At 73.2% G+C, this 14,400-nt stretch carries 14 protein-coding genes; 8 read left to right on the top strand and 6 right to left on the bottom strand.

What is annotated here, in order from left to right:
- The first annotated feature begins 26 nt into the window (after positions 1 to 26).
- The 4 genes from ACIBAD_RS01905 to ACIBAD_RS01890 all read left to right on the top strand — a co-directional run bounded on the left by ACIBAD_RS01905 (position 27) and on the right by ACIBAD_RS01890 (position 4,017).
- Positions 27 to 551: a flavin reductase family protein gene (locus ACIBAD_RS01905; protein WP_134068199.1), complete on the top strand. Its 525-nt coding sequence runs from the start codon at positions 27 to 29 to the stop codon at positions 549 to 551.
- Between the two features lie 203 nt (positions 552 to 754).
- Positions 755 to 1,540, top strand: coding sequence for an electron transfer flavoprotein subunit beta/FixA family protein (locus tag ACIBAD_RS01900; RefSeq protein WP_030161916.1), 786 nt, complete (start codon positions 755 to 757; stop codon positions 1,538 to 1,540).
- 62 nt (positions 1,541 to 1,602) lie between these two features.
- Entirely contained in the window at positions 1,603 to 2,565 is a 963-nt protein-coding gene (locus ACIBAD_RS01895; protein WP_134068198.1) for an electron transfer flavoprotein subunit alpha/FixB family protein, read from the top strand.
- 153 nt (positions 2,566 to 2,718) lie between these two features.
- Positions 2,719 to 4,017, top strand: a complete 1,299-nt coding sequence (locus tag ACIBAD_RS01890; protein WP_398903713.1) for a DUF6986 family protein — start codon at positions 2,719 to 2,721, stop codon at positions 4,015 to 4,017.
- A 292-nt stretch (positions 4,018 to 4,309) separates the two neighbouring features.
- Here ACIBAD_RS01890 and ACIBAD_RS01885 read toward each other — a convergent pair whose 3' ends face one another.
- A complete protein-coding gene (locus tag ACIBAD_RS01885) occupies positions 4,310 to 4,504 on the bottom strand; it encodes a hypothetical protein (RefSeq protein ID WP_398903711.1) in 195 nt (64 codons plus the stop codon).
- 808 nt (positions 4,505 to 5,312) lie between these two features.
- Positions 5,313 to 6,350 (bottom strand): LacI family DNA-binding transcriptional regulator, encoded by a 1,038-nt coding sequence (locus ACIBAD_RS01880; RefSeq protein WP_398903709.1) that lies wholly within the window; start codon positions 6,348 to 6,350, stop codon positions 5,313 to 5,315.
- A gap of 220 nt (positions 6,351 to 6,570) precedes the next feature.
- Here ACIBAD_RS01880 and ACIBAD_RS01875 point away from each other — a divergent pair, with 220 nt between their 5' ends.
- Complete coding sequence (locus ACIBAD_RS01875) at positions 6,571 to 7,611, top strand: NUDIX domain-containing protein (protein WP_398903707.1); 1,041 nt, start codon at positions 6,571 to 6,573, stop codon at positions 7,609 to 7,611.
- A 45-nt stretch (positions 7,612 to 7,656) separates the two neighbouring features.
- Here the strand turns inward: ACIBAD_RS01875 and ACIBAD_RS01870 are convergent, their stop codons facing one another.
- The gene (locus ACIBAD_RS01870) at positions 7,657 to 8,346 is read right to left on the bottom strand and encodes an MBL fold metallo-hydrolase (RefSeq protein WP_398903706.1); all 690 of its coding nucleotides are present in this window, start codon (positions 8,344 to 8,346) and stop codon (positions 7,657 to 7,659) included.
- 98 nt (positions 8,347 to 8,444) lie between these two features.
- Positions 8,445 to 9,809 carry a dipeptidase gene (locus ACIBAD_RS01865; protein WP_134068192.1) on the bottom strand — a complete coding sequence of 455 codons (1,365 nt, stop codon included), beginning with the start codon at positions 9,807 to 9,809 and terminating at the stop codon, positions 8,445 to 8,447.
- Between the two features lie 300 nt (positions 9,810 to 10,109).
- Here ACIBAD_RS01865 and ACIBAD_RS01860 point away from each other — a divergent pair, with 300 nt between their 5' ends.
- On the top strand, positions 10,110 to 11,369 hold the full coding sequence (locus tag ACIBAD_RS01860) for a geranylgeranyl reductase family protein (RefSeq protein WP_134074081.1): 1,260 nt from the start codon (positions 10,110 to 10,112) through the stop codon (positions 11,367 to 11,369).
- Positions 11,370 to 11,552: 183 nt separating this feature from the next.
- Here the strand turns inward: ACIBAD_RS01860 and ACIBAD_RS01855 are convergent, their stop codons facing one another.
- Positions 11,553 to 12,011, bottom strand: coding sequence for a nitroreductase/quinone reductase family protein (locus ACIBAD_RS01855; RefSeq protein WP_398903703.1), 459 nt, complete (start codon positions 12,009 to 12,011; stop codon positions 11,553 to 11,555).
- Between the two features lie 146 nt (positions 12,012 to 12,157).
- Here ACIBAD_RS01855 and ACIBAD_RS01850 point away from each other — a divergent pair, with 146 nt between their 5' ends.
- Positions 12,158 to 12,856, top strand: a complete 699-nt coding sequence (locus tag ACIBAD_RS01850; protein WP_134068190.1) for a TetR/AcrR family transcriptional regulator — start codon at positions 12,158 to 12,160, stop codon at positions 12,854 to 12,856.
- A gap of 196 nt (positions 12,857 to 13,052) precedes the next feature.
- On the top strand, positions 13,053 to 13,985 hold the full coding sequence (locus tag ACIBAD_RS01845; protein WP_398903701.1) for a spherulation-specific family 4 protein: 933 nt from the start codon (positions 13,053 to 13,055) through the stop codon (positions 13,983 to 13,985).
- A gap of 78 nt (positions 13,986 to 14,063) precedes the next feature.
- Here ACIBAD_RS01845 and ACIBAD_RS01840 read toward each other — a convergent pair whose 3' ends face one another.
- Positions 14,064 to 14,315, bottom strand: coding sequence for a DUF6332 family protein (locus tag ACIBAD_RS01840; protein ID WP_134068188.1), 252 nt, complete (start codon positions 14,313 to 14,315; stop codon positions 14,064 to 14,066).
- Positions 14,316 to 14,400 lie beyond the last annotated feature (85 nt).

The following is a 14,400-nucleotide window of genomic DNA, read 5'->3' as shown; positions in this document are numbered from 1 at the left end:
CCTCCGCGGCAGAAGGAAGCACCTCCATGACGGCCCCGACCGCCTCCACTGTCCCCACCGCCGCCTCCGGCCGGCCCGGCTCGCCCGACCTGCTGCGCTCCGTCTTCCGCCGGCATGCCGCGGGAGTGGCCGTGATCACCGCCGAGGACGGCGGCCGCCCGGTCGGGTTCACCGCGACCTCGCTCAACTCGGTCTCCGCCGATCCTCCACTGCTGTCCTTCACCATCGCCACGGGGGCCTCCAGCTGGCCCGCGATACGCGACTCCGAGCACCTCGGCGTCCACATACTCGGCGAGCACCAGCAGGACCTCGCGGGCCTGTTCGCCCGGAGCGGAGCCGACCGGTTCGGGCCCGGCACCGACTGGGCCCGGGGCCCGTACGGGGTTCCGGTACTGGACGACGTACTGGCGTGGCTGGTGTGCCGGGTGGTGGCGCGCGTGCCGGCCGGGGCGCACCGGGTGATCATCGCGGAGGCGGTGGCCGGGGACCCGGCCGGGGAAGGCCGGCCGCTCCTGTACCACCAGGGCCGCTTCAACGCGCTGCGCGACTGAATCGTCCCTGCTGGGGCGGGTTCGGGCGGCGTTGGACAGATCACAGTTCACCGGCCTTGCCACCGTGGAGCACCCACGGTGTACTGACGAGTAACATTCCCTTCGGAGCGCGGGCCGCCCCGACCGGGATCCGCCCGACAAGGCGCCTATGCTGCCTGCACAAGGCGGTATCAGAAAAAAGACGATGCGGTAGGAGAGCCGGCGTGAGCCTGAGGATCGTTGTCTGTGTGAAGTACGTGCCCGACGCCACCGGCGACCGGCACTTCGCCGATGACCTGACGGTCGACCGCGACGACGTCGACGGTCTGCTGTCGGAGCTCGACGAGTACGCCGTCGAGCAGGCGCTGCAGATCGCCGAAGACGCCGACGACGCCGAGATCACCGTCCTGACGGTGGGCCCCGAGGACGCCAAGGACGCCCTGCGCAAGGCGCTGTCCATGGGTGCCGACAAGGCCATCCACGTCGAGGACGACGACCTGCACGGCAGCGACGTCATGGGCACCTCGCTGGTGCTCGCCAAGGCGATCGAGAAGGCCGGCTACGACCTGGTCATCACCGGCATGGCCTCGACCGACGGCACCATGGGCGTGCTCCCGGCGATCCTGGCCGAGCGCCTGGGCGTCCCGCAGGTCACCCTGCTCTCCGAGGTCAAGGTCGAGGACGGCACCGTGACGGGCCGCCGCGACGGCGACTCCGCGAGCGAGCAGCTGGAGGCCTCCCTCCCGGCGCTCGTCTCCGTGACGGACCAGTCGGGTGAGGCCCGCTACCCCTCCTTCAAGGGCATCATGGCCGCCAAGAAGAAGCCGGTGGAGTCCTGGGACCTGGAGGAGCTGGAGATCGAGTCGGACGAGGTCGGCCTCGAAGGCTCCTGGACCGCGGTCGACTCCGCGACGCAGCGCCCGGCGCGCACCGCCGGCACGATCGTCAAGGACGAGGGCGAGGGCGGCAAGGCGCTGGCCGAGTTCCTGGCCGGCCAGAAGTTCATCTAAGAGCTTCGGCCGAAACCCTCTCGATCGCCCCCTGACTACTTCGCATTCGCAGGAGCATTCCCATGGCTGAAGTCCTCGTCTACGTCGACCACGCGGACGGTGCCGTCCGCAAGCCCACCCTTGAGCTGCTGACCCTGGCCCGCCGCATCGGCGAGCCCGTCGCCGTCGCCCTCGGCGCCGGTGCGGCCGACACCGCCGCCGTGCTCGCCGAGCACGGTGCGGTCAAGGTCCTGACCGCCGACGCCCCCGAGTTCACCGAGTACCTCGTCGTACCGAAGGTGGACGCGCTCCAGGCCGCGTACGAGGCCGTCTCCCCGGCCGCCGTGCTCGTCCCGTCCTCCGCCGAGGGCAAGGAGATCGCCGCCCGCCTGGCGGTCCGCATCGGCTCGGGCATCATCACCGACGCCGTCGACCTGGAGGCCGGTGACGAGGGCCCGGTCGCGACGCAGGCCGCGTTCGCCGCGTCCTTCACCACCAAGTCCCGCGTCTCCAAGGGCACCCCGGTCATCACCGTCAAGCCGAACTCGGCTCCGGTCGAGGCCGCCCCGGCCGCCGGCACCGTCGAGGCGCTCGCCGTCACCTTCGGCGCCCTGGCCACCGGCACCAAGGTCGTCTCCCGCACCCCGCGCGAGTCGACCGGCCGCCCCGAGCTGACCGAGGCCGCGATCGTGGTCTCCGGCGGCCGCGGCGTCAACGGCGCCGAGAACTTCCACATCATCGAGGCCCTCGCGGACTCCCTCGGTGCCGCCGTCGGCGCCTCGCGCGCCGCCGTCGACGCCGGCTGGTACCCGCACTCCAACCAGGTCGGCCAGACCGGCAAGTCGGTCTCCCCGCAGCTGTACATCGCCTCCGGCATCTCGGGCGCGATCCAGCACCGGGCAGGCATGCAGACCTCGAAGACCATCGTGGCCATCAACAAGGACGCCGAGGCCCCGATCTTCGACCTGGTCGACTACGGCGTGGTCGGCGACCTCTTCGCGGTCGTCCCGCAGCTGACCGAGGAGATCAAGGCCCGCAAGGGCTGACCTGCTTCGATGCTCTGACCCGGGGCCGCGTGGTGACACTCACCACGCGGCCCCGAGGTGTTTCCTGCAACCATTGACTAGACAAGAACCCCTCATTAAATTCTGCTATGCGGATCTATGCTTCCGTGAAGCGGAAAACGAGGAGAGTGCACGATGGGTCAGCAGGAGAAGGTGGCGACGAGCCTCGCCGGCGCGGTCAGCGAGGGAATCAGCGCCTCCCTCGCGCCGGTGGACGCGGAGCTCGCGCGCCACTACCCGGGCGACCCCGGCACCCGCCAGCCCATCCACACGGTCTACGTCCCCGGTGACGTCTTCGCCGCCGACACCATCCGCTCCTGGGGAGACCAGGCCCTCGCCGCCCTCGACGAGCACGCCCCGGACGCCGCGACCTTCGCCGAGGTCCTCGGCATCTCCGAGGAGCTCGCCGTACCGGTCTACGACCGGGTCCGCGCCAAGCTGCAGCGCGAGCCCGTCGAGGACCTCCGCGTCGACTTCGAGGACGGCTTCGGCGTCCGCTCCGACGAGGAGGAGGACCAGGCGGCCGCCCGCGCCGCCCGCCTCGTCTCCGAAGCCTTTTCCAACGGCACGAACGCCCCGTACATGGGCATCCGCATGAAGTGCATGGAGTCCAACGTCCGCGACCGCGGCATCCGCACCACCGACATCTTCCTGTCCGGGCTGCTGGAGCACGGCGGGCTGCCCGAGGGCCTCGTCCTGACCCTCCCGAAGGTCACGTACGCCGAGCAGGTCAGCGCCTTCGTCAAGCTGCTGGAGGCCTTCGAGACCGCCCGGGGCCTGCGCCCGGGCCGGATCGGCTTCGAGATCCAGATCGAGACCAGCCAGTCGATCGTCGCCTCCGACGGCACCGCCACCGTGGCCCGGATGATCGAGGCCTCCAAGGGCCGCGCCACGGGCCTGCACTACGGCACCTTCGACTACAGCGCCTGCGTCGGGGTCTCCGCCGCGTACCAGTCGAGCGACCACCCCGCCGCCGACCACGCCAAGGCGATCATGCAGGTCGCGGCCGCGGGCACCGGCGTACGCGTCTCCGACGGCTCCACGAACGTCCTGCCGATCGGCAGCACCGAGCACGTGCACGAGGCCTGGAAGCTGCACTACGGCCTCACCCGCCGGGCCCTGGCCCGCGCGTACTACCAGGGCTGGGACATGCACCCGGGCCACCTGCCGACCCGCTACGCGGCGGTGTTCACCTTCTACCGCGAGGGCCTCGAAGCCGCCGCCGCGCGGCTGAAGGCGTACGTCGCGAAGATCGAGGGCGACGTGATGGACGAGCCGGCCACGGCCAAGGCGCTGGCCGGCTACCTGGTCCGCGGCCTGGACTGCGGCGCGGTGGGTGCGGAGGAGGTCACCGCCCTGACCGGCCTGACCCGCGCCGAGCTGGACGCGTTCGCGATCCCGCGCCGCTCGGCGACGCTGATGGCGACCGCCTGATCCGTCGCGCGCCGTACGAGGGCCGGCCGGGGACGCCCCGGCCGGCCCTCGCGGCGTCCTGCAGCGGGGCGGTGATCCAGCGGTCCAGCGTTCCGTCCCGGCCCGCGGTGACGCTCCCGTCGGGGGAGAAGGCCGCGGCGGAGACGGCATCGTCGTGGCCTTCGGGGGGACCGCCCGCGGTCCGCCCGCCCGCCGGGTCCCGCAACCCGACCCGGCCGTCCGCGCCCGGCCGACGCCGGCCGGCGCCCGTCCGGCGAGAACGCCACTTCTCACACCGGCGAGTGATGGCCGGTCAGCGGCTCGCCGATCCGCCCGCCGTGGCGAGGACGGCTCCGTCCAGTGAGAACACCGCCGACCACCCCGCGCCCTGGTGGCCGAGCGAGGGGCCGGTGCACCGCAGTTGCGCGCCGGCGGCCCACCACACCACCCGGCCGTCCGCGCCGGAGCTGAACGGACGCCGCCCGTCCGGGGCGGAGGCGATGTCCACGACCGGGTTGACGTGTGCTTCGGCGGGACTTGCCGAGACGTGCTTCAGAGCGCCAGAGCGCCAGAGCGCCAGAGCGCTGTTCGCGCTCCCCGTGGCGGGCGGCCGCCCCCCGGGTAGAGCGCGAGCCGCCTCGGCGGGCCGCGGTGCCGGGTGGCAGCTCGCGCAGAACGGCGCCGCTCGCCGGGTCGCGCAGGTACGCGGTCCGGTCGCCGGATGCCGTGGCGAGCAGGGTCCCGTCCCGTCTGGGAGGAACGCCGGACTGACCAGGGGCGCCGAGGGGGAGCCGCGTGACCGGGTTCCGTACCTGCGCGGACCGCTCGGTGTCGGTCGCCGCGAGGAGGCGGCCGTCGGGCGAGAACACCACCCGGACGAGGGCGGCTTCGGCCTGCACGGGCGGCAGTCATCGCGTCAGTGTGCGGCCGCTCAGGCTGGAACGCCGTCGGCGGAACGGTCCCGAACCTTCCGGACCTTTCCCCACAGCTCGGAACACCCGCCGCCCTCCGCCGAACACCCGCGTCGTTCAAGGGGTTTCCCGGGCGATCGACTCGGATCGGGCCCGTTCCGCACATGCCTGCCGACGGCCCCGGCCGGGGTGCGATCGAGCCATTTCGTCAACGCCCTGCCCATCGGGTGCGCCGTGGGCGGGCTGAGCTTCCTGGGCGGTGTCCCCGCCGCCCTCTCCGTACTCGCCGGGCACCGGCGCCGGCGGGGCCGTGCCCGTACTGCGGGGCTGATCCGGTGAACCCGGTGAACCCGGTGAACCCGGTGAACCCGGTGAATCCGCCGAGTCCGACCGGTTCGCCGAGCCTCAGCCGGCCGGCGGGAGTTCGCCCGAGCCGCGGGGGATCAGCCGCGTCGGGAGTTCGATGCGGGCCGGGTCGAGGGCGGCGCCCGCGAGGCGCTGGAACAGGCGGTCCGTTGCCACCCGGCCCAGGGCCGCCGCGTCCTGGGCCACCACCGTCACCCCGGGACGCAGCAGGTCGGCCAGCTCGAAGTCGTCGAAGCCGACCAGGGCCACCGGCACCGGGTGCTCGGCCAGGACCCGTACCAGCGTCACCGTCACCCGGTTGTTCCCCGCGAAGACCGCCGTGACGGGGTCGGGGCCCGTCAGCATCGCGCGGGCCGCATCCCGGACGCGGTCCGGAGAGGTCGAGCCGAGGGAGACCCAGGGCTCGGCCACCGGCAGGCCCGCGTCCGCCATCGCCGCGCGGTAGCCGCGCAGGCGCTCCGTCGCCGTGTGGATGTGCGGGTGGTCCCCGATGAAGCCGATCCGCCGGTGGCCGCCCCCGATCAGGTGCGCCACGCCCGCGCGGGCTCCGCCGAAGCTGTCCGACAGCACCACGTCCGCGTCGATCCGGCCCGCCGGCCGGTCCACGAACACCGTGGCCACCCCCGCCCGGATCTCCGGCTCCAGGTAGCGGTGGTCGTCCCCGGCCGGGATCACGATCAGCCCGTCCACCCGGCGCGCGCACAGCGCCAGCGCCAACTCCCGTTCCCGGTCGGGGTCCTCGGCGCTGGACCCGTTGATGAGCAGCGCCCCGTGCGCCCGGGCCACCTCCTCCACGGCCCGGTTCAGCGGTCCGTAGAAGGGGTCGGCGAGGTCCTCCAGGACCAGCCCGACGGTGGCCGTACGGCCCTTGCGCAGCACGCGGGCGCTGTCGTTGCGGCGGAAACCGAGCGCCTCGATGGCCTCCTGGACCCGCCGCACGGTGTCCGCGGTGACCCCCGCCTCGCCGTTGACCACGCGCGAGACCGTCTTGAGGCCCACGCCCGCACGGGACGCCACGTCCTTCATGGTCGGCCGGTTGCCGTAGCGGGGGTCGGACGGGCGGCGGGTCTGTGGCACGGGACGGAAACCTCCGGAGGCGGCGGGGCGGGCGGGGCTGGGCTCTAGGGGGTGTCTCGCCGATCATGCCGGGCTCGCGGCGGCGGGCGGATCGACACGACACCCCCTGGACCTTTCCGACCCTGAGGATAAGCACTGGGCCGGGGAGCGGGTTTCCGTGGCAGGGTGATGCGGGCAAGCCACTGGGGGCTCCGGACGAGCCATGGGGAGAGGGGTAGACGTGATTGTCTGGATCAACGGCACATTCGGCGCCGGGAAGACCAGCACGGCCCGCGAACTGACCGGGATCCTGCCGGACAGCACCCTGTACGACCCGGAGCTCGTCGGCGAGTCACTACGCCAACTGCTGCCGCGCAAACGCCTCGCGGAGGTCTCGGACTACCAGGACCTGCCGAGCTGGCGGCGCCTGGTGGTGGACACGGCCGCCGCGATGCTCGCGGAGCTGGGCGGGGTGCTGGTGGTGCCGATGACGCTGCTGCGGCAGGAGTACCGGGACGAGATCTTCGGCGGGCTGGCGGCGCGCCGGATTCCGGTGCGGCATGTGCTGCTCGCCCCGGAGGAAACGATCCTGCGCGAGCGGATCGCGAAGCGGGAGGAGCCGGGGGACCCCGCCGAGGTGGACGTGCGGGTGCGGCAGTGGGCGTACGACCACATCCCCGCCTACCGGCAGGCGCTGGGCGGCTGGCTGGCGGCGGACGCGCACGTCATCGACAACGGCGCCCTGAGCGTACGGGAGACGGCGGAGCGGATAGCCGAAGCCGTGCGCACGGACGCGGCCCGGGTCTGCGACATCGTGCAGACGCCGGAGCCGACCCGGGAGACGGTGGCGGCCGGGGTGCTCCTGTTCGACGACGAGGACCGGGTGCTGCTGGTCGATCCGACGTACAAGCCGGGCTGGGAGTTCCCGGGCGGGGTCGTGGAGGCGGGTGAGGCACCGGGCGGCGCGGGGGTGCGGGAGGTCGCGGAGGAACTGGGCCTGACGCTGGACGCCGTACCGGGGCTGCTGGTCGTGGACTGGGAGCCGCCGGTGGCTCCGGCGTACGGGGGACTGCGGCTGCTGTTCGACGGGGGCCGCCTCTCGCCCGCCGCCGCGGCGGGGCTCCGGCTGCCGGGGCCGGAGCTGCGGGCGTGGCGGTTCGTCACGGAGGAGGAGGCGGCGGGCCTGCTCCCACCGGTCCGCTACGAGCGCCTCCGCTGGGCCCTGCGGGCCCGCGAGCGCGGCCGCCCCCTCTACCTGGAAGCCGGCCGGCCGACCCCGTGACCTCGGACGGGCCGGGAGTTCGACTCCCGGCCCTCGGGGCTGCGGCTACGGGATGGCCGCGGCCGCGTGGAGGGTGGCCGCCGCAGCCTCGGTGAGCGGGTCGCCGTGGCCGAAGCAGGCCACCGACGGGGACAGCGCCGCCAGGCGCCGGAACGAGGTCCGCGCCTGCGCGCGGTCCACGTTGAACACGCCCAGCATCACCCGGCCCACCCCCGCGATGCAGTCCCCCGCGAACAGCACTCCGTGCCGGGGCAGATGGATGCCGATGCTGCCCGGGGTATGGCCAGGGGCGTGCACCACCACCGCGCCGCCGCCGAACGGGAGCACCTCCCCGTCCTCGACCTCGCGGTCGACCCGTGTCGGCGGCGCCTGCAGCGCCGTCAGGCCGTGCGCGTACAGCGGGAGTTCCCAGTCCAGCAGATCCGGTTCCGGGACGGGGAGCTCGCCGCGGACCACCGGCGCGTCCAGCCGGTGCGCCAGCACCTGCGCACCCCAGCGCCCGGCGAGTTCCTCCGCCGCGCCGACGTGGTCGCGGTGGCAGTGGGTGAGGACGATCCGCTCCAGCCGCTCCGGACTCAGCCCGAGGGAACGGACGGCCTCCTCGATCGCCGCCGCGGAGCCGGCCTGGCCGGCGTCGATCAGGGTCAGGGCTTCGCCGTCGCGCCACAGGTACGCCTGGCCGATCGGGAAGCGGAACATGTGGAGCTGCTGCGGCAGCACTTCGACGAGATCCATGCCCCCGAAGCTACGTCCCCCGGCTCCGCTCCCGGCCGGCCTTTCACCGGGAGCGGAGTTCGCCCGTAGCGCAGCCGACGGGCCGGCCGATCCGCAGGTCAGCCGCGCTTGGACGCCGCGTAGTTGACCAGGAACAGGGCCTCCGCGACCGAGAGCCGCTCCAGCTCCTGCGGTGAGACGCTCTCGTTCACCGCGTGGATCTGCGCCTCGGGCTCGCTCAGCCCGATCAGCAGCATCTCCGCCTCCGGGTACAGCGAGTTCAGCGTGTTGCACAGCGGAATCGATCCGCCCATGCCGCTGATCTGCATCTCCTCACCCGGGTAGGCCTCCTGCAGGGCCGCCGCCATCGACGCGTACGCCGGGCTGTCCGTGTCCGCCCGGAACGGCTGGCCCTGGCCCACGACCTCAAGTGCGAGGCGCGCCTGCCACGGGGTGTGCGCCACCAGGTGCGCCTCCAGCAGCTTGACGGCGTCGGCCGTGTCCACGCCCGGCGGCACGCGCAGGCTGATCAGTGCGCCGGCACTCGCGTGCACCGAGGGGGTGGCGCCGACGACCGGCGGGCAGTCGATGCCGAGGACGGTGACGGCCGGGCGGGCCCACAGCCGGTCCGCGATCGTGCCCTCGCCGATCAGCCCCACCCCGTCCAGCACCTTCGCGTCGGCTCGGAAGTCGGCCTCCGGGTACTGCAGGCCGTCCCAGACGGCGTCCGAGGCCAGACCGTCGACGGTCGTCGAACCGTCCGCGGCGCGCAGCGAGTCCAGCAGCCGGATCAGCGCGGCCAGCGCGTCGGGGGCGGCGCCGCCGAACATGCCGGAGTGCAGGTTGCCGCCGAGGGTGTCGATCTTCACCTTGATCAGGCACATGCCGCGCAGGGTGGCCGTGACCGTCGGCAGGCCGAGCCGGAAGTTGCCCGTGTCGCCGATGACGATCGTGTCGGCGGCCAGCAGCTCCGGGTGCGCCTCGGCGTACTGCTGGAGGCCGCCGGTGCCCTGCTCCTCCGAGCCCTCGACGATCACCTTCACGCTCACCGGCACCCCGCCGTTGGCCTTCAGCGCGCGCAGCGCCAGCAGGTGCATGATGAAGCCGCCCTTGCAGTCCGCGGCGCCGCGCCCGTACCAGCGGCCGTCGCGCTCGGTCAGCTCGAAGGCGGGGGAGATCCAGGCGGCGTCGTCCAGCGGCGGCTGCACGTCGTAGTGCGCGTACAGGAGGACGGTCGGCGCACCCGCCGGGCCGGGCAGCAGGCCGTACACCGACTGGGTGCCGTCGGGGGTGTCAAGGAGCGCCACGTCCTGGAAGCCCTCGGCGCGCAGCGCGTCGGCCACCCAGTCGGCCGCGCCCTGGCTCTCGCTCTGCGGGAACTGCGCCCAGTCCGCCACCGACTGGAAGGCCACCAGCTCGCTCAGCTCCTGCTTGGCGCGGGGCATCAGCGAGGCGATGGTCTCGGCGATCGGATTCTGGGACATGGGCACGCTCCTCTTGGGTGCGACGTTGTGTGGGTGTACGCCGTGTGCGCGTACGCCGTGTATGTGTACTCGGCGGTACGTGTACGCCGCCCGCATCCGCGTGGTGGGCGTATGCCGGGTACGGCGAAAGACAGTCCCGATCCTCGCACAGCAGGACGGGGCGGACTCGCGCCGTAGGATTTCCCTGCATCGGAGCAACCGCATGATCAGGAGCAGCAGCACATCGTGAGCAGCGACGACAGCACTGTCGGGGGACCCGACTCAGCAGCAGGGCAGGCCGCTCAGGCGGCGGAGGGCGGCATGGCCGAGGTGGCCGGGGGCACCGGCGAGGTGTGGGACGTGGTCGTGGTCGGGGCCGGGCCGGCCGGCGCCTCGGCCGCGTTCGCGGCGGCGACGGCCGGGCGGCGGGTACTGCTGCTGGAGAAGGCCGAGCTGCCCCGGTACAAGACCTGCGGCGGCGGGATCATCGGCCTTTCGCGCGATGCCCTCCCGCCCGGTTTCGTCCTGCCGCTCAAGGACCGCATCCACGCGGTCACCTTCTCGCTGAACGGGAAGCTGACCCGGACCCGCCGTTCGCGGCAGATGCTCTTCGGGCTCGTCAACCGGCCGGAGTTCGACGCGGGGCTGGTCGCCGAGGCCGAGAAGGCCGGCGCCACCGTCCGTACGGGTACGGCGGTCGCCCGGGTCGAGCAGCACGGAGCGGCGGTGCCCGACCGGCGCACGGTCGCCGTGGTCCTCGCAGACGGGGAGACCGTCCTGGCGCGCGCGGTGGTCGGCGCGGACGGCAGCGCGAGCCGGATCGGCGCCCACGTCGGCGTCGAGATGGAGCAGGTGGACCTCGGCCTGGAGGCGGAGATCCCGGTCCCGGAGACGGTCGCGGAGGACTGGAAGGGGCGGGTGCTGCTCGACTGGGGCCCGCTGCCCGGCAGTTACGGCTGGGTCTTCCCCAAGGGCGACACCCTGACCGTCGGGGTCATCTCGGCGAAGGGCGACGGGGCCGCGACCAAGCGGTATCTGGAGGACTTCATCGCCCGGCTCGGACTGGCCGGTTTCGAACCCGCCGTGTCGTCCGGTCACCTGACCCGCTGCCGCAAGCCCGAATCGCCGCTGTCGCGGGGCCGGGTCCTGGTCGCGGGAGACGCGGCCGGACTGCTGGAGCCGTGGACCCGGGAGGGGATCTCCTTCGCGCTGCGCTCGGGCCGGCTGGCCGGGGAGTGGGCGGTGAAGATCTCCGAGGCGCAGGACGCGGTGGACGCGCGCCGCCAGGCCCTGAACTACGCGTTCGCGGTCAAGGCCGGACTGGGCGTGGAGATGGGCGTCGGCAGGCGGATGCTGACCGCCTTCGAGGCCAGGCCGGGGCTGCTGCACGCGGCGATCACCGGCTTCCGCCCGGCGTGGCGGGCCTTCGCCCGCATCACCCGGGGTGCGACGACGCTGCCGGACCTGGTGCGGACGTATCCCATCGCCCGCAAGGCGCTGCACGTCCTGGACGGCAGGCAGGCGCGGAACCGGGCCGAGGGTCCGGAGCAGGGGCAGGGGCAGGAGACGGAGAAGGCTTAAACGCCGGCCCGGTCCTGGGGGGCGAGGTACGGCGGGCGGGCCCCTCCTGGCCGGCCCACGGATGATGGTGGCGGTCTTGCCGGGTGTGCGGGCAGGGCCGCCGCTGTATTTTGCGCGGAGGGCGCGGAGGGCGCGGAGGGCGCGGAGGGCGCGGAGGGCGCGGAGGGCGCGGGGGCGCGCGCGTCAGTTCGACAGCGTGATGCGGAAGACCGGGTGGTCGCCGGCGCTGGCCCGGAGCTCCGCGTCGGTGGACTGGGCGGTGACGCCCTGGAAGAACCGGTTGACCTCCCAGCCCCACTTCTCCAGGTAGGTGCGCAGGACGGCGGCCTTGTGCACCGGGTCGGTGATCTCGGTGACCGTGAAGGTGCGCACCTTGCGGCCCACGCGCAGCTCGCCGCCGCCCGCCACCCGCATGTTGCGGACCCACTGCGAGTGGCCGCGCGCCGACACCAGGTACTGCTCGCCCTCGTACGTGTGCGGGTTGACCGGGATCCGCTGCATCTGGCCGGACTTGCGGCCGCGTACCGACAGCTCGGCGGAGCCGGCCAGGCTGATGCCGAGCCGGGCCAGCTTCCCGAAGAGGGAGTTGAAGCGGGTGGCGAGCGGGCTTGCCTGGACGTAGTACGGGGTGGGCGCGTTCATGGCATGCTCCGAGGCTGGTGGGAGAGCGGTGCTCTCGCTTGAGATCAGTGTGCACGGATTGCCGCTCCAAAACAAGAGCGCCGCTCTCTGAATGGAGCGACGATCTGTTTTTTGGGCAGTGCTCCGCCTTCTGGCACACTGCTCGTATGAGTACCGTGCGCGGGGCCCGGGAGCGGGCCCGTATCGAGGTCACCGCCGCCATCAAGGACGAGGCGCGCCGCATGCTCGCCGCCGAGGGCGCCGCCAAGCTCTCGCTGCGCGCCGTGGCCCGTGAGCTGGGCATGGTCTCCTCGGCCCTCTACCGCTACTTCCCGAGCCGCGACGAGCTCCTCACCGCCCTGATCGTCGACGCCTATGACAGCGTCGGCGCCGCCGCCGAGGAGGCCGACGCCCGCGTCCGCGCCGCCGGCGCCGCGCCCCGTGAGCGCTGGACGGCCGTCTGCGAGGCCGTCCGCGCCTGGGCCCTGGACCACCCGCACGAGTACTCCCTGATCTACGGCTCCCCCGTGCCCGGCTACAGCGCCCCCATGGACACGGTCGCCCCCGCCTCCCGCGTCGGCAACACCTTCATCGGCATCGTCCGGGCCGCCCACGCCGGGCGCGGCCTCGCGCTGCCGCCGCTGCCCGCCGCCCTGCGGCCCGAGGCCGTACGGATGACCGCGGACTTCGCCGAAGGGCTGCCCCCGGAGGTCACGGCCGCCCTGGTCGCGGCCTGGGCGCAGTTGGTCGGTCTCATCTCCTTCGAGCTGTTCGGCCAGTTCAACCGGGTCGTGGAGGACCGCGCCACCTTCTTCGCGCACGCCGCGGGCCAACTGGCCCACGGGGTCGGGCTGCCCGCCGTTTGACGGCCCGCGTGCTCGTGCGTCCGGCGGTACGGCGGCCCGTGCGGCCGGGCGGCCATGCGCGTGATTCACATGATGAGGTGACGGATCGCTTGTCTGTTCCTCATATCAATAAGAGTGGTTGGGCTTTCACCGAACGGGCGCGCGTCTAGTGTTCGTCGGGTCGTGCTCCTGCCCTGCCCTCGCCGGAGGAACAGCCATGGCCCGCGCCGTGAAGGCCCTGTACGCCGTCCTGGTCACCTCCTTACTGGCCGCCCCGGCGCCCGCCGTGCCCGCCTCGGCCGGCACGGTCGCCGAGGAGGCCGTCCCGGCCCCGAGACCCCGGGCGGCCGGCGTGCGGGGCCTGGAGATCGGCGTCCCCGCGTACGCGTGGGCCGGGGACCGCATGCTCGGCGACCTCGTCGCCACCACGCCGGCCGCGTCCGTGGTCGTCCTCAACCCGGGCAACGGCGACGCCGCCTTCGACGAGCGCTGGCAGGCCCGTGCCGACGGCCTGCGGGCCGGGACCACCGCCACCGGGGAGAAGACGAAGGTCCTCGGCTACGTCCACACGGACCACGGCAACCGCGACGTCGCCGACGTCAAGGCCTCCGTGGACAACTACCTCAAGACCCGCGACGGCCGCCTGCACGTGGACGGCATCTTCTTCGACGTCGTCAGCCGCGACTGCGGCCCCGGCAACGCCACCCGCGACCACTACGCGCGGCTGCGCGCGTACGTGCAGGACACCATGGACGCCGCGGACCCCGCGGCCGCCGAGCTCGTGGTCGACAACCCCGGCACCGCCATCGCCGACTGCTACCTGGAGCCGGGCCACCGCACCGCGGACGTCTTCGTCACCTTCGAGGACACGTACGCCGCGTACACCGGAAGCGGCTGGCTCGGAGGGAACGTTTTCGCAGAATCGGGCGGCTACCGTGCCGGTACCGAACTCGACCCGACCGGCACCGCGTTCTGGCACCTCGTCCACGCCGTCCCCGACACCACTGCCATGCGCACCACGCTCCGCACGGCCTTCGACCGCGGCGCCGGTTACGCGTACGCGACCGGCACAAGGATGCCGAACCCCTGGGACGAGTCGCCGAGTTGGAAGTACCGGAGCCAGACGCTGTACGCCGCCACCCTGGGCTGACGGACCGGACGGTCGACGGCGGCCCGGTGGCCCGCGTCCAGGTTCGGTGCCCGGCGGCCAGGTTCGGGGGCGCCGCGGTCAGCGGCCGTCGTTCTCCGGGCGGCGGGCGAAGCGCCACAGGACGTGGGTGATCCGGAGCAGGAACACCGTGCCCGCCAGGACCCCGGCCGCCACCGTGAGCACCGCGTCGGCGGCGGGGGAGACCTCGAAGACCAGGGCGGGGCCGTACACCGCCCCGAAGACGAGGGCGGCCGCGAAGCACCCGCTGAGGAACGCGTAGCCGATCTCTATGGTGATCGCGTCTCGATCCGCCTGCGTCCGTCGCCCCATCCACGCAGTGTCACAGCCCGTACCGCACCGTCACAAGGGTGCCTTGAGCCTGCTTCGACCGCCCGCGCGGCGCTCGCCCTTGCGC

It is taken from the genome of Streptomyces sp. NPDC051109 (assembly GCF_044455885.1).
GTDB lineage: Bacteria > Actinomycetota > Actinomycetes > Streptomycetales > Streptomycetaceae > Streptomyces.
The sequence above is the reverse complement of the archived record's forward strand: the minus strand, read 5'-3'. Positions and strand labels throughout refer to the sequence as shown.